The sequence below is a fragment of the Verrucomicrobiia bacterium genome (genome assembly GCA_035765895.1).
Classification (GTDB): domain Bacteria; phylum Verrucomicrobiota; class Verrucomicrobiia; order Limisphaerales; family DSYF01; genus DSYF01.
Genome location: DASTWL010000003.1, coordinates 12,892 through 34,164, shown reverse-complemented (window position 1 = coordinate 34,164; position 21,273 = coordinate 12,892). Strand labels below are relative to the sequence as shown.

Here is a 21,273-nt window from a genome sequence, read left to right as displayed (position 1 = left end):
GATGGCCAACACTCCAGACGATTCTCCGCCAGGAGTAATCGCCTCCGCAGCGAAGTTGCTCCGCACGGTGGCGGCGATTGTGCAAAATCGCGCCGAGTTGCTTGCCCTTGAGCTACAGGAAGAGGGCATGAAGCTGGCGGGGCTGCTTTTGCTGGTCGGTTTGGTGATCGGCTTCGGATTGTTGTCGCTCATCATGCTGACCTTCACGATTCTCTTCGCCGTAGGAGAAGAGCACCGGCTGGCGGCCGCCATCATCATGACGTTGCTGTATTTAGGCGTCACGGGCGCCGCCGTCTGGTATTTGCAGGCCAGGCTGAAAAACTGGACCGCATTTCCAGCCACCCGGGCTGAGCTTCGAAAGGATCGCGAATGGTTGGAGGAAAAGCATTCCGAGAGTTGAGCGAACAGAAAAAGGCGCTCGTTCTTGAAAGCGGGCTGAACCGGATGGTGCTCCGCGCCGAGGCGGAGAACATCCGGAAAGCAACCGTGCAGTTTGACCAGGCCTTGAAAAGCGCACGGCAATTCAGTTCGTGGCTCGTGCCCGCCCTTTCGGTCGCAGGCCTGTTGGCCGGGCGCTCGCTCGGCGGCGAGCGCCGTGGGGCGTTGCGCCTGTTGCGTCCCGTGTTAAGCCTGGCCACAACCGCCTGGATGCTTTGGCGACGGAAAAAGCCCGCTACTGCCGGACCGGACCCGGACGGGATCTGACCCGGCAGCCCGTCCCAAAATTACCGCCTGACGCCGCCTTTAATCTTGCCTAAGCGCGGCGCTTCCCACCATAGTCTGGCCGTTCGCCGCACCTTGTGCGGGTGGTTTTTGTGGGGTCGTAGCTCAGTTGGTAGAGCGTCTCGTTCGCAATGAGAAGGTCGCAGGTTCGATTCCTGTCGGCTCCACCAAACCGCCCGTTGCGTTGCTCAAACTCCTTCTTTCGTCCCAAGCGTTTATCCATGAACCGAGACCGGCTGTCACGACACCTGCTCATCGCCTTCCTCGCCGCCCTGACTTTGTATGTCGTCGGTTACTGGTTCATTGAAAGCCGCCGCACCGTTGACGCGCCGTGGCAGACCGCGTTCACCGTCGATGCCGACCACCGGTTGACGCTGGAAATCAGCGAGCCAAGCCTGAAGCTTGGCCCCGTCGTCATTCAGTTCGCGGCGCCTGTGACCAACGCCCCCCTGTCGCGCACGGAAATGGCCTTTAATCAGCCGCGGCCCGTGCCCTTTGATGTTCCCGTCGGGCAATGCATCTTCCAGGACACAACCTTTCTGCCCGGCACCGTGGTGTTGCACGTGGGCGGCGTGGACATTCAAATGCTGCCGCGCGCGCTGACCATTGTGAGCAACGAATTTCCCTGGCACGGCACGCAGGCAATCGAAGTCCAGGCGGACGGTTCAAGCCGGCGCCTCCGGTAGCATCCCGCCGGCGGGCGCGAATGAAACTTCCCAAATCGAAACCCCGTGCGTTACGCTGCGGGCGGAAAATCGACATCTTCGCATGAGCACCAACTTGCATGGCAAATGGGTTTTGATCACCGGCGCCTCCAGCGGTTTCGGCGCGGCGGCGGCCAAGGTTTTCGCACACGCCGGCGCCCACCTGTTGCTCGGCGCACGCCGGACCGACCGTTTGGAAACAGTCACCCGCATCGCGCGCGAGGCCGGAGCGGCAAGCGCATCGTGCCATCCGCTCGATGTGACAAACACGGCCAGCGTTCAGGAATTCGTGCGTTGGGTGAAGTCCATCACTCCTCAACTGGACGTGTTGATCAACAACGCCGGCGGCGCGCTGGGACTGGATCCGGTTGCCGACGGCAAGGATGAAGACTGGGAAGCCATGCTCCAGACCAACGTGCTGGGCGTGTTGCGCATGACCCGCGCCGCGCTGCCGCTGCTCCGGCACGCGGCAGGCGGTTCCATCATCAACATCGGCTCGACGGCCGGACACGTGGCTTACGAAGGCGGCGCCGTCTATTGCGCCGCAAAAGCCGGCGAACTGCAAATCACGCGCGTGCTGCGGCTGGAACTGAACGGCACCGGCATCCGCGTCACCACCATCGATCCCGGCGCCGCGCACACCGAGTTCGCGAACGTGCGTTTCAAAGGGGACCAGGCCCGCGCCACGAAGATTTATGAAGGCATGAACCCGCTGACGGCCGAAGATGTTGCCGAAGCCATGCTGTGGGTCGCCAGCCGGCCGGCGCATGTGAACATTGACGAAATGATCATCAAGCCGACGGACCAGGCGGCGATGCACAAAATCCACCGCCGGACGGCGGGCTGATTCACCGGCACGCGGCTTCAGGGTTCCTTGAGCAGCTTTTCAATCACCGCTTCGACCTGATCGTTCCGGCAGTCGGCGAGCCGCAAATTTCCTTGGCGGTCGATGATGTAGTAATCCGGAAAACTGTCCACGTGGTAGGCCTTGATGGTGGTCCCGTCCGCGTCGCACGCGGTGGGGTATTTCAAATCCTTCGTCTTCACCGTCTCGGCCATCTTGTCACCACCCCGCGGGTGGCAGACGCCGATGAAGACCACCCCCCGGTCCTTGAACTTGGCGGCCAGCGCGTTGTTGTGCGGAATGCTGGCAATGCAGGGGCCGCACCACGTGGCCCAAAAATCCAACACCACGATTTTCCCACGCAAATCCGCCAGCTTGGTCGCGCTGCCGTTGACCCAGTTGGTGACCTGCAGTGCCGGTGCCACATGCCCCTCCAACGGCGCCAGTTCCGCGCGCCGCGCGGCATCGCCTTCACCGGCGGATGCCAGTTCATCCGCGTGGACATTGCCCGCGCGCAGCAACACCACGAGAACCGCAAGACAGCAGAGAGTTTTCATGTGCTTGGAATGATTTGAGGTTGCTTGAATACAACGCCTCCCGCCCGCGCGGTCAATGCGGAAAAGTTCAGATCCCGCGGTTGGCCCGCCAGAGCAGCACGGCGCCGATGGCCTGGAAAAGAAAGTTTGGCACCCACACGATGATTTGCGGCGCAAACTCCGGGCGGGTGTCCAGCCCGGCGCCGACCAGCAGCAGGCCGTAGTAAACCATGACCAAAATCAGCGCGATGAAGAAGCCCACGTTGGTTTCACGGCGGTGCACGCGAATGCCGAGCGGAATCCCGAGCAACGTAAAACCAAAACAGGCAAAGGACGACGCCAGTTGCCGGTGCAACTGCACGCGAATCGGCGTCGTGAAATCGTCACGGGCCTTCTGGATTTGCGCCTTGAGTTCGCGCAGCTTCTCCCGGGACAGCGACGCGTCCGGCGCCAGATTGAAATGCTGCTCCACATCACGCAACTCGGCCCGCAATTGTTCGAAGGTCATGTTGCTGATGCTGGGCTTTTCCGTCTGTTTGGCCTTGGGCTGAAGATCGATGGGGCCGATCTCCACGTCACCCTGCCCCAAAAGCATGCTCTGAACGTTGCCCCCGTTTAACATGACCGACTGTGCGTCGAACAACTTGATGCGCAGTTGCTGGTTGGTTCCATCGATCAAGACCTGTCCACGGGGGGCATTAATGGTAGTGGTGACATTGGTCTTGTCGGGCAGCAACAGCACTGTGACGTCTTGCAACTGGCCGTTGCGGTTCTTGCCGACATAAAATATGTAGCCGTTTTTCTCAAAGTCCTTGATTGGACGTCCCTCCGGCAGAACCACCGACGACAAATCCACCTTCAGTTGAAGCAGGAGATTCTTGTAAGCGACGCGGCTGCGCGGCGCGATCTCCATGTTGACCAGCGTGCTGACGCCGCACATGGCGAGGCTCAGTAGCAACACCGGCGTCACGAGCGAAATCAAGCTGATGCCGCTGGCGCGGACCGCAGTGAGTTCCTGGTCCGCGCTGAAACGCCCAAAGACCAGCAGCGTGGACGTGAGCATGCCCATGGGCAACGCGAACGCCCAAATCCACGGCACCAGCAGGCCCACGGCCTGGGTAAACACTCCCACCGTCACCTGCCCCGCGATGATGAGATCCAGGATTTGCTTCAGCGCGTTGCCCAACAGCAGCACGAAGGTGAACACCACCACCGTCATAAGCAACGTGGCGATCACCTGCCGGAGAATGTAGAGATGAAGCGTTTTCACACCGGACTTCGGTCTGGCGCCGGGATTAAAGCAAATGTCCGGCGGGAGAGAATAAAAATCATGGCCCCCTCCCGGCCGAAGCGCTACGGCACATCGCCCAGTTGTTGCAACAAGGCGCGCGCCGCGCTGTCGTTGGGAGCCAGTTCCAACGCGCGTTGCGCCGCGCGCCGCGCCTCGGCCAGCCGGCCCAACCGCGCCAGCACCGTGGCCCGGGCGTAGGGAATGCGCGGATCGGAGCCGTCAATCGATTCGGCCCGCACCAGCGCCTCCACGGCGCCCGCGTCATCGCCACGACCGCTGCGGGCAAGGCCGAGATTATACCATGCCCGAACGTGTTGCGGGTCCAGTTTGACGGCCTGCTCCAGCTCGGGCAGGACGCGGCCCACGGCGCCGGCGTCGTTCAACGCCAGCGCCAGCTTGTAGTGAAACTCCGCGTTGCGCGGCTCCAGCTTGACGGCGGTTTCCAGCTCCGCCACGGCGTCGTCCACGCGCCCCAACTGGCTGAGCACGATGGCCAGTTCATGCCGGATGCCGGCTGAATACGGATCCCATTTTGCGGCCTTTTGAAAATGCGCCAGCGCGTTCGTCGGGTTGCCCCGCAACAACTCGAACACGCCGGCCTGCATCTGGCCCAGCGGCTGGTCACTGATGTGATCGAGGAAAAAGAGATATTCGGAGCCCGCGAGGGAATTCGTGTCCAACGTGGTGCCGAGGTGTCGCGCCGCCTCGATGCGCACGTTGCGGGACGGATCCTGCAACTGCGCCTGCACCGTCGCCACCATGTCGGTGCGGCCGGCCTCGGCCAGCGTCCCGAGCGATTGCACGATCATCTGACGGACCAGCGCGTTGGTGTCGTGCAACTGCACCACCAGGGCGCGGGCCACGTCCGGTTGCCCCACCCAGCGTTGCAGGAGGTTCGCCGCCACGGCGCGCCAATACGGATAATCATCGTGCGCCAGCATCGTGAGCAAGGGACCGCGCACCGCGTCGTCCCCGAGCCGGGCCCGGGCCGTGGTTTCCGCCCGCTGTCGGTAGGGACGGTTCATGTTCGTGCCATACCATTTTTCCACCCAGCCCAGGTTCCAATCCGTTCCCTTGTCTGCGTGGCAGCGTTCGCAGGCGTTGGGGATGCCGAATTGCTTGGTGAGCAACGGATCGGGAATCGTGAACCCGTGATCGTGCCGCCAGTGGCGCTGCATGTAAACTGTCTGCGGCATGTGGCAGTTCACGCAAAGGTTTCCCGCGCTGCTGGCCTGGTGAAAGCTGTGTTTCTCCGGCTCGATGTTGGGCGCGTTGGTCATGCCCACGGCGTGACAGCTCAGGCACAACAGGTTCCCCGGCAGCCGCGTCTTCATCGTGTGAAAGTCATGACAATCCACACACCGCACGCCCTTGTTATACATCCGGCTGCCGAGAAACGCGGTGAACTCGTAGTCCTCGTCATGAATCTGCCCGTCCGGATAGAACAAATCCGATTCATCCACGATCGACAACAGGTGATGATCCCAATAACTGTCGCCGGGTTTCGGGTCACCGGTGATTTCCGCCCGCCGCGAATGACAGTCGCCGCAGGTGTCGAACATCTGCTCGCGCGTGATCTTGCGCACGGTCGGATCGGTCATTCCCTTGCCCTTGTTCGCATGCTGCCAGTCGTTGTGGGCCTTCATCGGTCCGTGGCAGGATTCACAACCAACGCCGCTTTCCACCATCGTCGTGTGGTAGGTGTCCGTGGCGGCATCGTAGTTTTTGCGCAAACGCGTGTTGTGACACTCGGCGCACATCGAATTCCAATTCATGCCGCGACCGGTCCAATGGCCCCACTCGCCCGGCTTCCGGTCCTCGTTGCCATAGACGTTGAACCATTGATTGGAACGCGGATCCCAGGCCGCCTCGGTTGCCTGGAACCGCCCGCCCGGAAAGGCCACCAGCATCTGTCGCAGCGGATTCACGCCGATGACGCGTTGCACGGCGAACGTTTCGTTGCTGCCGCGCAATCCCACAGTGGTGAGTTGATACCGGCCGCCCGCGGCCCCCACCGTGGTTTGCTGGGTGCCGTGATGGAAGGTGCGTCCGGGCACGAAGGCCGCGTCATCGAAAGCCGCGAGCGGGGCGCGTTCCGCCAGTCCGTGATGTGAATCTTTCCAGGCGTCGTATTCCTCGGCATGACACTCCTGACAGCTGGCCGAACCGCCGTAGGCGGCATACACGTTCGTGGCATTTTCGAGGTGGAAGGCTGACGCCGAACTTCCGTGCTTCCCGACCGCTTTTGGGCGGGCGCCACGTTGCGACCACCACCAAATCACACCGCCCAGCCCGAGCACGGCAACGAGCAACAGCCCGTTGGACACGGCGCGTGGCAAACGGGCGGCCGCCGGTGTGGATTTGCGAGACACGCCCGATTCTGTCCTGCAACGCGGACCCGGCTCAAGCTGGATTCATCCGCAGCCACCTATTGCCCGCCTCCGCGATGTGCCCACTTGCTCCCATCGTGATTTTTGATGAAACTGCGCGCCCGATGAAAAAGAAATCTGGTTCCGCCAAAACTGCCAACAACATCAACCTCCGGCCCTTTTCCGGCCCGTTGCTGGACGGACCAAACCGCGCTGCCGCCCGCTCCATGCTTTATCCCGTCGGCTTCACGGAGGAAGATTTCAAGAAGCCGCTCATCGGCATCGCCTCGACGTGGGGCAACGTCACGCCGTGCAACATGCACATTGATAAGCTCGCGCTCGAAGCCGAGAAAGGCGCGAACGCCGGCGGCGGCAAGGCGATCATCTTCAACACCATCACCGTTTCCGACGGCATTTCGAACGGCAACGAAGCCATGAAATACTCGCTCGTCTCGCGCGAAGTCATCGCCGACTCCATCGAAACCGTCGTGGGTTGCGGCGGCATGGATGGCTATGTCGCCATCGGCGGTTGCGACAAGAACATGCCCGGCGCACTGATCTGCATGGCCCGCATGAACCGCCCCGCCGTGTTCGTTTATGGCGGCACGATTCTGCCCGGCTGCCTGACCAATCCGCCCGCGGGCTCGCTGGAAAAAGGCAAGGAGCTCGACATCGTCTCCGTCTTTGAAGCGGTCGGTCAACACGCTGCGGGCAAGCTCAGCGACGAAGAACTGCACGCGGTCGAATCCTGCGCGATTCCGGGGCCGGGCTCCTGCGGCGGCATGTATACCGCCAACACCATGGCCAGCGCGATTGAAGCGCTCGGCATGAGCCTGCCCAACAGCTCCGCGCAAAACGCCATTTCCCCCGCGAAGATGGATGATTGCCGCCGCGCCGGTGCCGCCGTCGTGGACATGCTCCGCAAGGGCATTCGTCCCCGCGACATCCTCACGAAGAAGGCGTTTGAGAACGCCATCACCGTTGTCATCGCGCTCGGCGGATCGACCAATGCCGTGCTGCATTTGCTCGCCATCGCAAGCGCGGCGAACGTGAAGCTCACCATCGACGACTTCACGCGCATCGGCAAACGCGTGCCCGTGCTCGCCGACCTCAAGCCCAGCGGCAAATACAGCATGAGCGCGCTCGTCGCCATCGGCGGCATTCGTCCGCTCATGAAGACGCTGCTCGACGCCGGATTGCTCCACGGCGATTGCCTCACCGTCACCGGCGAAACCATGGCCGAAACGCTCGCCAACGTGCAGCCCTATCCGAACGGCCAGCAGATCATCCGCCCGCTCGACAACCCCATCAAGAAGGACAGCCACCTTGTCATCTTCTACGGCAACCTCGCCCCTGAAGGCGCGGTCGGAAAGATCACCGGCAAGGAAGGCACGGGTTTCACGGGCAAAGCCATCGTGTTCGAAGGCGAAGAGAAGGCGCTGAAAGCCATCCTCGACGGCACGGTGAAGGCCGGCCATGTCATCGTCATCCGCGGTGAAGGACCGAAAGGCGGACCGGGCATGCGTGAAATGCTCGCCCCCACCAGCGCCATCATGGGCAAAGGCCTCGGCAAAGACGTCGCCCTCATCACCGACGGACGTTTCAGCGGCGGCAGCCACGGCTTCGTCGTCGGCCACGTGACGCCGGAATCCTACGTCGGCGGCCCGATCGCCCTCGTGAAGAACGGAGACAAAATCATCTTCGACTCCGTGAAACGCACGCTCACCCTCGACGTGTCCGCGAAGGAACTGGCCAAGCGCAAGAAAGCATGGAAGAAACCTGCTCCGCGTTACCCGCGCGGCGTGCTCGCCAAATTCGCCGCCCACGTCACCAGCGCCAGCGAAGGTGCGGTGACGGATAAGGATTTGAAGTTGTAAATTTTTGTGCGCGCTCGCCCTCCATCTCGCACCCCCCTAGATGAATACGCAGACATGGTCTCGAGCAGATCCGTGACAGATGCGAACTTGAAAGCAAGTTTGGATCGGATGCTAAAACATCAATCAAACTCTGCTTCCGAGTCGACTGTCATAATAGCTGGGGCTGGGGCAAGCAAACCTTATGGCTTGCCGCTTGGGCGTGAATTGCGGGATTTGGTATTAAAGATTCGGACAACGGATTCAAATCTGAAACTGCTGAAGCAATTTAATATTTCACAAGAGGACTTTCGGGGATTTCGGGCTGACTTACAAATGTCAGCAATTTCCACCGTGGATTCCTTTCTTGAAAAGCGTCCCACCTGGATGACGGTTGGAAAAATAGCCATGGCCATGGCCTTAGATGGTAAAGAGAACGAAGAAAAACTTTTTCCTCCAAATCATCCCAGAGATCACTGGTATGAGTCTCTCTGGCAGTCTCTAAACTGCAACTCATGGTCGGCACTGAAAAAGAAAAGGGTGAGGGTGGTGACCTTCAATTATGATAGAACTTTTGAGTGCTATTTTTGTGGCGTGATTGCAAACAATCTTCGCGTCAGCAGGTCAAAGGCCGCCGAATGGTTAACCGAGGAGTTTGTTGTCCATCCGCACGGAACGCTCGGAAAGTATAAGGGTGAACACCTACACTGGATGTCGATGGAACGGCCTGACCAATACGAAAGAATAAAGTTGGCGTCAAAAAGTATCGTCGTCATTTCTGAGGCAAACACAAAGACCGCTGCATTCTCTGCAGCCCGCAGTTTGCTCAAAGCATCAGACAATTTTGTGTTTCTTGGGTTTGGTTATCATTCTAAAAACATGGAACGATTGGGGTTTCCAGAAATCTCTGACACGCCTAAAAGAAGCATCTACGCAAGCAGTAAAGGAGTATCTAGATATGACTGGTCACACATTTGCAAAAACGTGTTCAGAAAGCCGTCCATCGAACGAATTCGGTGGTCATCCCTCTCGGCAATTGTGTCAAACGTGATCAGCTAATTTTAGCCCGGTTCTCGCCGCGTGACACACCCCAGCCATTTTGAATCCCAACGGGATTCCATCCTTCAGCCCAGGGTTGCGCGGCACGCGCTACCCTGGGTCAACGCCCCAAACATTACCTCAACCCTGAAGGGGTTGGTTCTGGCGCACGGCCACCAAACAATCCCCAATTTCCCCGCTGCAACCCCATTGGGGTTGTGATTTCCTTTTCACGCCCGCCCAAAGTAGTCGCTCCGCTCCAACCCTGGGCTTAATGACTCAATCCCTTCGGGATAGGCTGCTCGCAAACGGTTGAACCGAGCTGGCCACAGGTTGGCGGCAAAAGCTGGGAGCGTTTCTCCTTCTCCTGGGGGGAGTAGGCCGGGATTCCATCCTTCCGCCCGACAAGGCTCCGTCCGGGCCGACCCGGACATCATTGGGTGAACCGACTGGCCCTTCCCATCCCGTAAATGGATTTTCCCCGTTTTGTCACACCGCCAAGGGTTCAATCGTCTGGATTGCTGACGGTCGAACGTTCAATGCAAACAAGACTATGACAAAGAAACTGAAGATCGTGGTGATTGGCGGCAGCGGACTCATCGGCAGGCAGGTGGTGGCGCGCCTCCAACAGCAGGGACACGAGGCCGTGGCGGCTTCACCCTCCCGGGGCGTCAATGCCATCACCGGTGAAGGTCTGGCCGCCGCCCTGAGCGGTGCGCAGGTGGTCGTGGACGTGGCGAACTCGCCGTCCTTCGCCCCCGCGGCGGTGCGGGAGTTCTTTAAGCATTCCACGCGCAATCTCATCACCACCGGAAAGGCCGCCGGAGTGCAGCATTACGTCGCGCTCTCGATCGTCGGCACGGACCGCCTGCCGGACAACTATTACTTCGCCGCAAAGCTCGTGCAGGAGAACCTGATTCGCGCCAGCGGCCTGCCCTTCACCATCGTCCGCGCCACGCAGTTCTTCGAGTTCACCAAGGGGATTGCCGACGTCGCAACGCAGGGCCAGACGACCACCCTGCCCGCCGCGCTCATGCAGCCCGTCGCCGCCGAAGAGGTCGCCGGGACCGTGGCGGACTTCGCGGTGGGATCACCCGTCAACGGCATCGTCGAGCTCGCCGGACCGGAAGCCATCGCCCAGGACGAACTGGCGCGGCAACTGTTCCAGGCCACCGGCGACACGCGCACGGTCGTCACCGACCCGCAGGCGCCGTATTTCGGTTCGGTCATCAACGACCAGAGTTTGACGCCGACACCCGGTGCGAACCTGCGCCTCGGCAAAATACATTTTCGTGACTGGCTTGAGGGCCTCAAAGCGCAAACATCCGTCCGCGTCACTATGTGACCCGCAGACGAGCTGGAATCCATCGGCCGCAAGCGCGCCTCGTGATAGGAACCTTCAACGAACATCACCCGCTGCTCTTCGGCATCGCCTGCCGGATGCGGGGGCGCGCATCCGAAGCGGAGGACATGGTGGCAGCAGCAGCCCGCAAAGATGCACACCTCAGGCCGGCGCGCCGTCGCCCGCAAAAATCTGCTGCCACAGCGGCTTGAACAACGCCATGCGCACGACGTCCTGGCGTTTGCCGCCGATGTTCAGGTCTTCGAGGAAGACGCCTTCGAGTTCGAAGCCGAACCGTGAATTGAGGTTCAGGTTGCGCAGGTTGATGTCGCGCGAGTGGATGTAAACCTTGTTCACATCGCGAATCATGAAAGCGTAGTAAAGAAAGGCGAAGGTGGCCCGCTTGCCCACGCCCTTCCCTTGCAGGCCGGTTTCGCCGACGAGCTTTTTCATCTCCAGCTTGCCCGCCGCCGGGTCGATGTTTTCCGCGCCCACAATGCCCACCGGACGTTCTTCAAAATAGATGCCGAAATATTCGCGGGTGGGATGGGCGAAATAACGCTGAAGTTCCTCCGCCCTGTCCGGAAAGGCGGGCACAAAGCTTTCGCGCACGCCGGGAGCGTCCAGCCAGGCCGCCACCTGGGGAATGAGTTCGAGCCGGAGCGGCCGGAGCGTGACGTGCTGCACACTGAGCTGCCGTTGCCCGGGCCATTCGTCCCGGACGGTCTTGAGCGTGAAGAGATCGCTGTAATGGTCGGCGCCGTCACCGGGCTTCTGCTGCTGGGCCATGAGGTTGTCGAGCAGGTGGGACGCCACGCGCAGGATTTCGCCCTTCTCGACGCCGTAGTTGACCAGCTCGTTGTAAAATCCCTTGGCCACCAGTTTGAGCATCTGGTCGCGCTGGCGTTGCGAGGCGGTCTTGTCTTTGGATGGGCGCGTCATTATGTGGTGTGGCTATGCCGTGGCGAACTTGATGCAGATTGTCCGGGAGTATCGCGCCGCACTTTGAGGGTGCAAGAGGAATCACCCCGCACAAAAAACGAAGCAGCGGCCCCCGCGAAGAGGCCGCTGTGCGTAATCATCCGCTTGCCGACGGGGACGCCCTTACATGTGGGCGACGATGTTGTCGCCGAACGCCGAGCACTTGATTTCCGTGGCGCCTTCCATCAGGCGGGCAAAATCATAGGTCACCTTCTTTGAGCCAATGGCACCATTCAGGCCCTTGAGAATGAGATCAGCCGCCTCGGTCCAGCCGAGATGGCGCAGCATCATTTCGCCGGAGAGCACCACCGAACCGGGGTTGACGACATCCTTGTTGGCATACTTCGGCGCCGTGCCGTGCGTCGCTTCGAAAATGGCGTGCCCGGTGAGGTAGTTGATGTTGCCGCCGGGCGCGATGCCAATGCCGCCGACTTGCGCCGCGAGCGCGTCGCTCAAGTAGTCCCCGTTCAAATTCAACGTGGCGATCACATCAAAGTCCGTCGGCCGCGTGAGCACCTGCTGGAGCGTGATGTCGGCGATGGCGTCCTTGATGACGATGCCCGCGCCGGGTTTGCCTTCCGGAATCTTGCACCACGGACCGCCGTCGATTTCCACCGCGCCAAACTCGCTCTTGGCGAGCGCGTAACTCCAGTCGCGGAAGGCGCCCTCGGTGTATTTCATGATGTTGCCCTTGTGGACAATCGTCACCGACTTCTTTTTGTTGGCGATGGCGTATTGGATGGCTGAACGCACGAGACGTTCCGTGCCGGGCTTGCTGACGGGCTTGATGCCGACGCCAACGAACTCTGCCGCCTCGTTGCCGAAGCGGATTTTTTTGAATTCCTTCGGGAAGGCGGCCTTGAGGAATTCGAGGGTCTTGGTTGCGGCCTCCTTGCCGGCCTCGAAGTCAATGCCTGCATAAATGTCCTCGGTGTTCTCACGGAAGATGACCATGTCCACTTTTTCGGGATGCTTCACCGGGCTGGGCACCCCCTGGAAATACTGCACGGGGCGTAGGCAGACGTAGAGATCGAGCAGCTGGCGCAACGCGACGTTCAGCGAGCGGATGCCACCGCCGACCGGTGTGGTGAGCGGGCCTTTGATGCCGACCAGAAACTCCTTGAACGCCTCGACGGTGTCGTCGGGCAGCCAGTTGTTGAACTTGGTGAACGCCGCTTCGCCGGCGAACACTTCCATCCAGGAAATCTTGCGCTTCCCGCCGTAGGCCTTCGCGACGGCCGCATCAAACACGCGTTCCGAGGCCGCCCAGATGTCCGGCCCCGTGCCGTCGCCGCGAATGAAGGGAACAATCGGTTGATCAGGGACGTTCAGTTTGCCGTTTTGGATCGAAATTTTGCCGCCCTTGGGGACGGTGCATGTTGTATAGGCCATGAGATTTATGAGTTACGATGTCAGATTTACGATTGCCGCGTCAAAATATGGGTTAAGAAAACCGTTTGCCGCCCGTCCAGACAAGGAAAGAAAACGCCCAAATCGGTTTGCCTGGCCGTCGTTCAACGAGCCGCCCACGGTTTGGGCAGCGGGAACGGGGGCATCGCCCCAGCCGGCCATCACTTTCCAGCTGATTCCTCCAACCGCCCCAACAACCGCAACAAGCCGTCAAGAATCGTCAGCGGATGGGGCGGACAGCCCGGGACAAACAAGTCCACCGGCACCACCGCCGACGCGCCCTCCCGAATTTGGGGATGGCCAACGAACGGTCCGCCTGCAATGGCACACGCGCCGACCGCGATGACAATCTTGGGCTCCGGCACGGCCTCGTAAGCCTTGCGCAGGGCGAGTTCCATGTTGCGGCTCACACACCCGGTAACGAGCAACCCATCCGCGTGCCGGGGTGAGGCAACGAATTGAATGCCGAAACGTCCCAAATCCCAGCCGATGGTGCCCAGCACGTTGGTGTCGGCCTCACAGGCGTTGCAACCGCCCGCACTGACCTGACGCAAGCGCAGCGAACGGCCAAACAGCCTGCGAAGTTTTCCATCCAGCGCCACGGCCAGCCGGACCTGCTCGTCGCCGGGACGGCCGAGCACAAGGTCTTCCCGCCGCCGTCCCGCCATGCGATGGTCGCCGGTTTGCGTGATGGCTCCGGCTGGACACGCCTCGACGCATGCCGCACAAAAAATGCAACGGCCCAGATCCAATGAGACGGCGCGGCCCGCGGGACGCGTGATGGCCTGCGTCGGGCAGACGGGCACGCATTCGCGGCACCCCTCGGCACATTTTGCGGCCTCAACGCGCAGGGCCCCACCGTGGCGGTCCGGCAGCGCCGGAGCCGGGCCGTCAGGATACGCCATCGTCTGGCAACCGTTCCGAAGCCGGTGGGCAAGAGTATTGAGGACGAACATGGGTGGGCAGGGTTAGAGGTCGAAGCCGCAATACGAGAGGTTGAAGCTCTTGTTGCAGATGGGAAAATCCGAGATCGCCTGGCCGCGCAGCGCCAGCACCATGCCCGTCCAGTTGTGGAACGAAGGGTCCACGATCTTGTAGCGGCGGAACCGGCCCCCGGCATCCGTCAAGGCCACGTGGCAGACCTCGCCGCGCCAGCCTTCCGTGAGCGCCACCGCCAGGGTGTCGCCGGCCAGCGGTCCGGGTTCGATGCGCACCCCGCCCTCGGGCGGCACCGCGAGTTGTTCTTCAAGAAATTTTCCCGAGCGTTGAATTTCCAGCCAGCGCACCCGCGCCCGCGCAAAGACGTCGCCATCGGGCCACACCGCCACGGGCATCTGCGCAAAGCGATGCCAGCCCGCCGGATGATCATAACGCACGTCGCGCACCAGCCCGCACGCCCGGGCCGCCAGGCCCACCAGGCCGATTTCGGCGGCCTGTCGGGCAAACACCTTGCCCACATTCTCGAAACGTGCCCGGACCGATGCGGCGTCCCACAACCAGACGGCGGCCTGCTCAGTGTCGGCCAGCACCGGGCGCAGGCGTTCGCGCATTCGCGCGCCGCGATCGGGTTCGAGGTCGAAGCGGCAGCCGCCCGGCCGCACCAAGCCACGGCCGAAGCGGTTGCCGCAAAGCAGCGCGGTGAGATTCAGAAAATCGCCGCGGAGTTTGCCGCACGCCGAGGCCGTGGGCAGAAAGGCGACGTCGTTCGCCAGCGCGCCCAGGTCGCCCGTGTGGTTGGCGAGCCGCTCCAGTTCGAGCGCGACCGCCCGCAGCCATTGGGCGCGCAACGGCGCCTCAGTGCCGGCGAGCGCTTCCATCACCGAGGCGTGCGCAGTCGCGTGCGCCACGGTCGAATCACCGGCGGCCGTTTCCATCTGGCACATCGTGGCCAGATGCGGTCCGCCCACGAGCGCCTCCTCCACGCCACGATGCTGATAGCCCAGCGCGATCTCCAGGTGCAACACTTCCTCGCCGGCGCATTGAAAACGAAAATGCCCCGGTTCGATGACGCCCGCATGCACCGGCCCGACGGCGACCTCGTGAATCTCAGGCCCGTCCACGCGGAAAAAATCGCCGTTCGCCGGCGCCGTGCCGGCACTGCGTCGCACGGGTTTCAGCCAGGGATGGCCTTCCGGCACGAGCGCATGCTGTTCCCAGACTTCGCGCTCGAACAGATGCGCCTGCGCATTCATCACGGTGAGGGACGGGTAGCTGCCCGTCACCGGCGCGCTGCGCCCGACGGCCAGCGTGTTGTCGGCGTCAAAGGCGAGCACGGCCACCAGCCGCACGGCGTCGTGATCGGGCACACCAAACCACGCGCACAGCCGCGCGCCGCGCGCCAGTTCCGCCGCGGTCCGGCGCACGAACTCCGCCACCGTCCACGCGGGCACATCGGCCCACGGCAGACTCGTGGCATTGGCCAGCAGGGCAAAGGGCGAGGTGGTGCTCATGACGCGGGGAAAAGTTGGGCAACAGCCGCCGTCCAGGCGTCGCGCAGCACCGCCGGCGTCGCCAGGCCGAGCCACAGGGAAAAGCCGAGCAACGCCAGCGGCGGCAGGATGACGCCGATGCTTTCACGGAGATGCGCGCCGCCCGTCCGGGCCGGCGTGCGCGGCCGGCCATCCACGATGGCAAACACCAGCCGCGTCAGACCGAAAAAGGCGAACAGGAGTCCGCCCAGGAACACACCCGTCGCGGCCCAGTGGCCGCCTTCGATCGCCGCGCGCAGCACGCGCAGTTCACTGAAGAACGGGCCGAACGGCGGACACGCGGTGACGGCGAACAGACCGGCCACGAAGAGCGCCGCCGACTGGGGCGTGACCACCGCCATGCCGCTCACTTCATCGCAGGTGCGCGCGCCCGCCGCCCGCCGAATGTTGCCCGCGCTCAGAAACAGCGTTCCCTTGGTGAGGCAGTTCGTCCAGACATGGAAGAGCGCCGCCCACACTCCCGCGCGGCCGAGCCCGGCGCCGATGACCAGAATGCCCATGTGCTCGACGCTCGAATACGCGAGCATCCGTTTGAAATCGCGGGTTCCCAGCAGGAACAACGCCGCCACCACCACGGAAAAGAGCCCGATGACGAGCAGCGTGCGGTCGGCGATGGCGCCGGCTCCCGCCGCGTCCACCACGGCGCGCACGCGCAACAAGGCGGTAAACGCCACGGTGGTGACGCCGCCCGCGAGCATGGCGCCCACGATGCCCGGCGCTTCGCCGTAGGCATCGGGCTTCCACGTGTGCATGGGCGCGAGGCCCATCTTGGTTCCGTAGCCAACCAGCAACAGCACCCAGGCGATCAGCACCCAGGGCCGCGACAGGCCGGCGCCCTGGGCCATCATCGCGCCAAACGTCAGGTCGCCCGTCCCGCCCCCATACAGCGAGGCATAACCCAGGCAAAATGAGCCCAGCAGCGACATCGCGATGCCCGTGCCGCCGACGAGCAGGTATTTCCAGGTCGCTTCAAAGGCGCGCGCCGTGCCGTTGAAATGCAGGAGCGGCACCGCGGTCAATGTGAGCGCCTCCGTCGTGATCCACAGCAACCCCAGATGCCGCGACTGATGACCGGCGCTCAGCAACCCCAGCATCGCCAGCAGCGACGCCACGAACACGCGGTTGGACCGCTCCGCCCGGATGCGCAGGTAGGACACGCCATAGGCCGCGCACACGAGGAACAACAACGACACCGCCGGCAACACCGCCCGCGCCAATGGATCGAATGCCAGCCATGCATCCGGCGCGACACGCGGCGGTTCCAGCAGCAGCCAGAACGCCAGCACCGAATGCACCAACCCGACCGCCGGCAACAGCCACGGCCGGGTGCGCTCGCCGGGCCAGAGGGCGGCCAGCGCCGCGCCCGCCAGCGGCACGATGATGAGCAAGAGTTCTTTCATTCTCGGAGCACCGTCAGTTTGCGCGTGTCGAGCGAGTCGAACGCCCGCTGGATGCGGTCCACAATGATGCCGGTCACGAAGATGCCCACCGTGACGTCGAGCAGAATGCCCGACTCGACGAGCAGCGGCGTCGAGTGGATGAGCAGCAGCCCGAACAGGTAGATGCCATTTTCCATGATCAGATAACCGCAGACCTGCGAAATCGCCTTCGCCCGCGCCACGAGCAGGATGAGCCCGGTGAAAATCGAGGCCAGCGCGCCCGGCACCAGCAGCGTGCCGGCATGCTCCGGCAGCAACAGCAGCGCCCGCGCGCCCGCCACCGCCGCAACCGTCCCGGCGGCCCCGAGCAACAGCGACGGCACGAAACCGATGAAGGGTTCGACCTCGCGCTCGATGTTCGCCGCGCGCATCGCCCGCCGCAGCAGCTGCGGAATCACAAACCCCTTCACCGCCACCGTGACCAGCGCGACCGCCACCACCCGCCAGTCGAGTTCGTGTTCCAGCAGCAACGGCAGCAACCCCAGCGCCATCCCCTGCACCGACATGGCGCGAATGATCGAGGGCAGCCGGCTGCTGCCCAGCGCGAGCAGATTCAGCCCCATCGCGAGGCCGATCAAAAGATTCACTGTTGTGTTCATGTCGCGCCGCCTTTCCACGCCAGCAGCAGGGCGAAGAGGCAAAGCAAAAATGCCGTCGTCAGCAGCAGCGGCACGCGGCGGAAGGCGAACCGCGCGAGCAACGATTCCACCAAGCCCACGCCCACGGTCACCACCAGCACGGCTGCCCCCAGCGTGACGGCGGCCAGCAACGGCGGGAGGCCGTTCAACGGCAACACCGCCTGGCTCAACAGCACGGCGAAGAGCAACAGCTTCACCGCCGCCCCGTGCAACACCGCCGCGAGCGGCGGCCCGCTGTGATCGAGCACCATGACTTCGTGGATCATCGTCAGTTCCAGGTGCGTGTTCGGATCGTCAAAGGGCACGCGGCAATTCTCCGCCAGCAGCACGGCGAACAAGCCCGCGGCCAGCAGCACGGCGCCTGCTCCCACCGGTTGTGACAGCATCGCCGCCAGCGTGACGCTGCCCGTCTGCACGCTCAGCGACAAAATCCCCGTGATGAGCGCCGCTTCGGCCAGCACGGCGTAGCTCACCTCGCGCGCCGCGCCCATGCCCTCGAAGGCGGAGCCCGTTTCCAGCGCGGCCCACGCGGTGCAAAACCGCGCCACGGCAAACAGGTAAACCAGCAGCAGCACGTCGCCCCGGAAACTCAGCGCGCTCCCGGCGGGACCGAGCGGCAGCAACAACGCCGCGCCCACCAGCGCCACCCACGCCACCGCCGGACCGGCGATGAACCCCGGCGACGCCAGCGTGCTCAGCACGACACCCTTTTGCCACAGGCGCGCCAGGTCGTAATAGAGTTGCAGCACGGGCGGGCCTTTTCGCCCGGCCACCCAGGCCTTCACCTTGTTGATGATGCCCGGCAGCAGCGGCGCGAGCACGAGCCAGAGCGCCAGGCGCAGAATGATTTCCAGAATTGCGATCATGGTCTTCCCTCCAACCAGACGAGCATCGCGAGCACCGCCACCCCGGCGGCGAGGTAAAGGATGTAGAATTGCAACCGCCCGTGCTGCAACCGGCGCACGGCCGCGGACGCGCGCATCACGACGCGCCCCGCCGGCTCGATGCCGCGTTCCAGCACGGTCTCGGGAACGCGCTCGATCCGGCTCGCGCGCCCGGGGAACGGGCCGCGCGGCCGACGCAGCGCGCGCTCGGGCTGCAGAATCCAGGCAAACCATCCGCCGGCGATGCCCGCGAACGACCCGCCCGTGTATTGCATGCGCGCGGTCGGCCGGGCGTAACCGCAATCCCACGTCAACGCCCGCCGCAGTCCATTGGCGCGCGCCCGCCGCCACAACCACGTTCCGCCAGCGATGAACAGCCCCGCCAGGGCAAACTGCACGGCGCTCAAGGTGAACAGCGGCGCAGGCATTTCGGCCCCGGCCCACGCGGGGTTCCACGCGCCCACCGCCCGCGCCACCGCCGGCCAGAACACGCAGGGTGCCAGGCCGATCCCGACGCAGGCGCCCGCCAGGGCGAGCATCGGCCCGCGCATCCACGGGCCGCATTCGTGGGCGTGCGCTGCCGCTTCGGTGCGCGGCGCGCCGAGGAAAATCATCGCGGATGCCTTGACGAAACTGGCCAGCGCCAGCGCCCCCGCCGTGGCCAGCGCGATCACCGCGGGCATCGCCGCCCAGGCCGTGTGACTCCGGCTCGCCGCCGCGTCGAAGAGGCCGAGATACAGCAGCCATTCACTGACGAAGCCGTTCAGCGGCGGCAGGGCGGAAATCGCGGCCGCCCCCAGCGCAAACAATCCCGCCGTCCAGGGCATCACGCGGGCCAGTCCGCCGAGCCGGCTCAGCTCGCGCGTGCCGGTGGCATGCAACACCGAGCCCGCGCCGAGGAACAGCAGCGCCTTGAACGCGCCGTGGTTCCACACGTGCAGCAATGCGCCCGCCAGCAGCAGCCGGCCCCACGGCGCATCCCCGTGCCGCACGCCGAGCAGCGCCCCACCGAGGCCGATGGCGATGATGCCGACGTTTTCGACCGAACAATACGCGAGCAGCCGTTTGAGATCGTTTTGGGCAAAGGCGAATGCAATGCCAAGCAGGGCCGTGACCGCGCCGATCCCGATGACCACGCCGCCCGCCGCCGGCGGCACCGGCAGCCAGCCGCCAAAACGGATGATCCCGTAGAGCCCCATCTTGATCGCCACGCCCGACATGATGGCCGAGACATGGCTCGGCGCGTTGGCGTGCGCCGAGGGCAGCCAGATGTGCAGCGGAAACAGGCCTGCCTTCACTCCAAATCCGGCGAGTGCCAGCCAAAACAGCGGCGCCAATTCCGCATGCGCACGCAGCGGGCCGAGTTCCCAACTGCCGGTGCGCGCCGCCAGGGCGACAAAAAAGGCAAACAGGCAAAGTGTTCCCGCGTGCGACACCGCCAGATACAGCCAGCCCGCCGTGCGCACCTCGCGCCGCTGGCGTTCCAGCACAATCAGAAAGTAACCGCTGATGGCGAACAGTTCCCACGCGATGAGGAAATGCAGTCCGTTTGATATGAGCAGGACGCCCCCCATGCTCAAACTGATGGCGTTCCAGGCCAGCCGCCCGCGACCGGCCGAATCCGGATGCTGTTGGTCCGCCCAATACTCGCGGGCATAAACCGCGCCCGCGCCGCCCACCACGCTGAGCAGCACGAGGAAAAATGCGCTGAGGCCGTCGAGCCGCAGGTGCAGCGGTTCGCCCGCCACGGCAAACCCGCTGCGCCATTCCCAATCCGTCGCGCCCACGAGCACCCACAGTGCCGCGACCAGCGCCACAATTGCGCCCGCCGACGTCAGCGCCAGCCACAATCGCGGCCGCCAGGGGCCCAGCACGAGCCCGGCGATCACGCCGCACGCCGCAATCAACAACAACACGCCCGGAGTCACAGTTTCACCTCCCGGCCCGCCCCCTCGGCCTTTGTCAGTGCTTGAAAAATCTCCGAATCCGGGGCGCCCCGCATCACCAGTTCCCGCAACGGGCCACTCGCCAGCACGCGATTCAGCCGGCCCAGCAAATCAAGATGCGCGCGCGGCGAGGGCGCGATGAAGAAGATCAAGCGTGTCACCGGCTCGTCGTCGGGCGCCGGTTCCGCCAGTTCCAGCGGTTCGCGCAGGAGCAGCAGCGCCACCACGCCGGAATCACGCCCCAGCGCCACGCGCATGCTCGGATGTGGCAGGGCAAATCCACCCCCCACCGGTGCAAACGTCACGCCGTCCCGGGCGCGCAGACGCCGGGCGAGGAGCTGCCGAATCGGCGGGGTTGCGCCCGGCAGCACGGAGACAATCTTCTCGAACACATCAGTCACGGCGCCCTTCTCAACGTTCCGCCAGATGCCACCGGCGCGCAGCAACGATTCCAGCCGCCAGCCGGCCGTGATGACCGGACTTCCCGGCGCGAGGAACCCCGCCTGCGCCGCGAGACCGCGCGAAGCGGCCCACGTGGCCACTTGCCCGCGGTCGAACAACAGCCGGCCACGATCCGGCGTGGATGGCAGCCCCTCCTTGCGGATCCAGTCTTCGACGACCTTTTCCGAAACACCGAACGACTCGGCAATCTGGATGAGGTTTAGATACATGACGGCGGAAGCAACGTGGTTCGTAAACATGGCCCTGGAAAATCCAACCGGTGGGCAGCCACGGAGGGCCACGGATCGAGAGAAATGCAGACTCTGGTCCGCGCCCCGTTCATCC

19 protein-coding genes and 1 tRNA gene are annotated in these 21,273 nt (G+C 63.5%); 8 read left to right on the top strand and 12 right to left on the bottom strand.

The genetic code is table 11. The features are described 5' to 3' along the window. Position 1: 1 nt before the first annotated feature. From VFV96_00350 to VFV96_00330, 5 genes are all read left to right on the top strand, one after another. Positions 2-400: a phage holin family protein gene (locus VFV96_00350; protein HEU5068846.1), complete on the top strand. Its 399-nt coding sequence runs from the start codon at positions 2-4 to the stop codon at positions 398-400. Further along, positions 397-705 carry a hypothetical protein gene (locus tag VFV96_00345; protein HEU5068845.1) on the top strand — a complete coding sequence of 103 codons (309 nt, stop codon included), beginning with the start codon at positions 397-399 and terminating at the stop codon, positions 703-705. The genes VFV96_00350 and VFV96_00345 overlap by 4 nt, the downstream gene beginning before the upstream one ends. A 112-nt stretch (positions 706-817) precedes the next feature. Beyond that, positions 818-893 (top strand) — tRNA-Ala (locus tag VFV96_00340). A gap of 51 nt (positions 894-944) precedes the next feature. Further along, positions 945-1,409 carry a hypothetical protein gene (locus tag VFV96_00335; protein ID HEU5068844.1) on the top strand — a complete coding sequence of 155 codons (465 nt, stop codon included), beginning with the start codon at positions 945-947 and terminating at the stop codon, positions 1,407-1,409. Positions 1,410-1,491: 82 nt separating this feature from the next. Beyond that, entirely contained in the window at positions 1,492-2,274 is a 783-nt protein-coding gene (locus VFV96_00330) for an SDR family NAD(P)-dependent oxidoreductase (protein ID HEU5068843.1), read from the top strand. Between the two features lie 17 nt (positions 2,275-2,291). Here the strand turns inward: VFV96_00330 and VFV96_00325 are convergent, their stop codons facing one another. From VFV96_00325 to VFV96_00315, 3 genes are all read right to left on the bottom strand, one after another. Beyond that, positions 2,292-2,828 carry a TlpA disulfide reductase family protein gene (locus VFV96_00325; GenBank protein HEU5068842.1) on the bottom strand — a complete coding sequence of 179 codons (537 nt, stop codon included), beginning with the start codon at positions 2,826-2,828 and terminating at the stop codon, positions 2,292-2,294. 67 nt (positions 2,829-2,895) lie between these two features. After that, positions 2,896-4,077, bottom strand: a complete 1,182-nt coding sequence (locus VFV96_00320; GenBank protein HEU5068841.1) for an LptF/LptG family permease — start codon at positions 4,075-4,077, stop codon at positions 2,896-2,898. 83 nt (positions 4,078-4,160) lie between these two features. Then, complete coding sequence (locus VFV96_00315) at positions 4,161-6,470, bottom strand: tetratricopeptide repeat protein (protein ID HEU5068840.1); 2,310 nt, start codon at positions 6,468-6,470, stop codon at positions 4,161-4,163. Between the two features lie 122 nt (positions 6,471-6,592). Between VFV96_00315 and ilvD the strand changes: the two genes are divergently transcribed. The 3 genes from ilvD (at position 6,593) to VFV96_00300 (ending at position 10,703) form a co-directional block, all read left to right on the top strand. Next, positions 6,593-8,344: a dihydroxy-acid dehydratase gene (gene ilvD, locus VFV96_00310; protein HEU5068839.1), complete on the top strand. Its 1,752-nt coding sequence runs from the start codon at positions 6,593-6,595 to the stop codon at positions 8,342-8,344. 87 nt (positions 8,345-8,431) lie between these two features. After that, the gene (locus VFV96_00305; GenBank protein ID HEU5068838.1) at positions 8,432-9,379 is read left to right on the top strand and encodes a hypothetical protein; all 948 of its coding nucleotides are present in this window, start codon (positions 8,432-8,434) and stop codon (positions 9,377-9,379) included. Between the two features lie 544 nt (positions 9,380-9,923). Next, complete coding sequence (locus VFV96_00300) at positions 9,924-10,703, top strand: NAD(P)H-binding protein (GenBank protein ID HEU5068837.1); 780 nt, start codon at positions 9,924-9,926, stop codon at positions 10,701-10,703. A 159-nt stretch (positions 10,704-10,862) separates the two neighbouring features. Here VFV96_00300 and VFV96_00295 read toward each other — a convergent pair whose 3' ends face one another. The 9 genes from VFV96_00295 to VFV96_00255 form a co-directional block, all read right to left on the bottom strand. Next, the gene (locus VFV96_00295) at positions 10,863-11,642 is read right to left on the bottom strand and encodes a GNAT family protein (GenBank protein HEU5068836.1); all 780 of its coding nucleotides are present in this window, start codon (positions 11,640-11,642) and stop codon (positions 10,863-10,865) included. A 162-nt stretch (positions 11,643-11,804) separates the two neighbouring features. After that, entirely contained in the window at positions 11,805-13,073 is a 1,269-nt protein-coding gene (gene icd, locus VFV96_00290; GenBank protein HEU5068835.1) for an NADP-dependent isocitrate dehydrogenase, read from the bottom strand. Between the two features lie 179 nt (positions 13,074-13,252). Beyond that, entirely contained in the window at positions 13,253-14,047 is a 795-nt protein-coding gene (locus VFV96_00285; GenBank protein HEU5068834.1) for a 4Fe-4S binding protein, read from the bottom strand. Positions 14,048-14,059: 12 nt separating this feature from the next. Next, positions 14,060-15,541, bottom strand: a complete 1,482-nt coding sequence (locus tag VFV96_00280) for a hydrogenase (protein ID HEU5068833.1) — start codon at positions 15,539-15,541, stop codon at positions 14,060-14,062. Then, positions 15,538-16,980: a proton-conducting transporter membrane subunit gene (locus VFV96_00275; protein HEU5068832.1), complete on the bottom strand. Its 1,443-nt coding sequence runs from the start codon at positions 16,978-16,980 to the stop codon at positions 15,538-15,540. Before VFV96_00275 ends, VFV96_00280 begins: the two co-directional genes overlap by 4 nt. Continuing rightward, the gene (locus tag VFV96_00270; GenBank protein ID HEU5068831.1) at positions 16,977-17,618 is read right to left on the bottom strand and encodes a hydrogenase; all 642 of its coding nucleotides are present in this window, start codon (positions 17,616-17,618) and stop codon (positions 16,977-16,979) included. Before VFV96_00270 ends, VFV96_00275 begins: the two co-directional genes overlap by 4 nt. Next, positions 17,615-18,523, bottom strand: a complete 909-nt coding sequence (locus VFV96_00265) for an NADH-quinone oxidoreductase subunit H (protein ID HEU5068830.1) — start codon at positions 18,521-18,523, stop codon at positions 17,615-17,617. Before VFV96_00265 ends, VFV96_00270 begins: the two co-directional genes overlap by 4 nt. Then, positions 18,520-20,469 (bottom strand): proton-conducting transporter membrane subunit, encoded by a 1,950-nt coding sequence (locus VFV96_00260; protein HEU5068829.1) that lies wholly within the window; start codon positions 20,467-20,469, stop codon positions 18,520-18,522. Before VFV96_00260 ends, VFV96_00265 begins: the two co-directional genes overlap by 4 nt. Further along, entirely contained in the window at positions 20,466-21,188 is a 723-nt protein-coding gene (locus tag VFV96_00255) for a PTS sugar transporter subunit IIA (protein ID HEU5068828.1), read from the bottom strand. Before VFV96_00255 ends, VFV96_00260 begins: the two co-directional genes overlap by 4 nt. Positions 21,189-21,273: the final 85 nt, after the last annotated feature.

Bases quoted from the DNA above. Each gene is read 5' to 3' on its own strand.
- VFV96_00350 (HEU5068846.1), top strand. From the start codon at position 2: ATGGCCAACACTCCAGACGATTCTCCGCCAGGAGTAATCGCCTCCGCA.
- VFV96_00335 (HEU5068844.1), top strand. From the start codon at position 945: ATGAACCGAGACCGGCTGTCACGACACCTGCTCATCGCCTTCCTCGCC.
- VFV96_00330 (HEU5068843.1), top strand. From the start codon at position 1,492: ATGAGCACCAACTTGCATGGCAAATGGGTTTTGATCACCGGCGCCTCC.
- VFV96_00325 (HEU5068842.1), bottom strand. From the start codon at position 2,828: ATGAAAACTCTCTGCTGTCTTGCGGTTCTCGTGGTGTTGCTGCGCGCG.
- ilvD (HEU5068839.1), top strand. From the start codon at position 6,593: ATGAAAAAGAAATCTGGTTCCGCCAAAACTGCCAACAACATCAACCTC.
- VFV96_00295 (HEU5068836.1), bottom strand. From the start codon at position 11,642: ATGACGCGCCCATCCAAAGACAAGACCGCCTCGCAACGCCAGCGCGAC.
- icd (HEU5068835.1), bottom strand. From the start codon at position 13,073: ATGGCCTATACAACATGCACCGTCCCCAAGGGCGGCAAAATTTCGATC.
- VFV96_00285 (HEU5068834.1), bottom strand. From the start codon at position 14,047: ATGTTCGTCCTCAATACTCTTGCCCACCGGCTTCGGAACGGTTGCCAG.
- VFV96_00280 (HEU5068833.1), bottom strand. From the start codon at position 15,541: ATGAGCACCACCTCGCCCTTTGCCCTGCTGGCCAATGCCACGAGTCTG.
- VFV96_00275 (HEU5068832.1), bottom strand. From the start codon at position 16,980: ATGAAAGAACTCTTGCTCATCATCGTGCCGCTGGCGGGCGCGGCGCTG.
- VFV96_00270 (HEU5068831.1), bottom strand. From the start codon at position 17,618: ATGAACACAACAGTGAATCTTTTGATCGGCCTCGCGATGGGGCTGAAT.
- VFV96_00265 (HEU5068830.1), bottom strand. From the start codon at position 18,523: ATGATCGCAATTCTGGAAATCATTCTGCGCCTGGCGCTCTGGCTCGTG.
- VFV96_00255 (HEU5068828.1), bottom strand. From the start codon at position 21,188: ATGTTTACGAACCACGTTGCTTCCGCCGTCATGTATCTAAACCTCATC.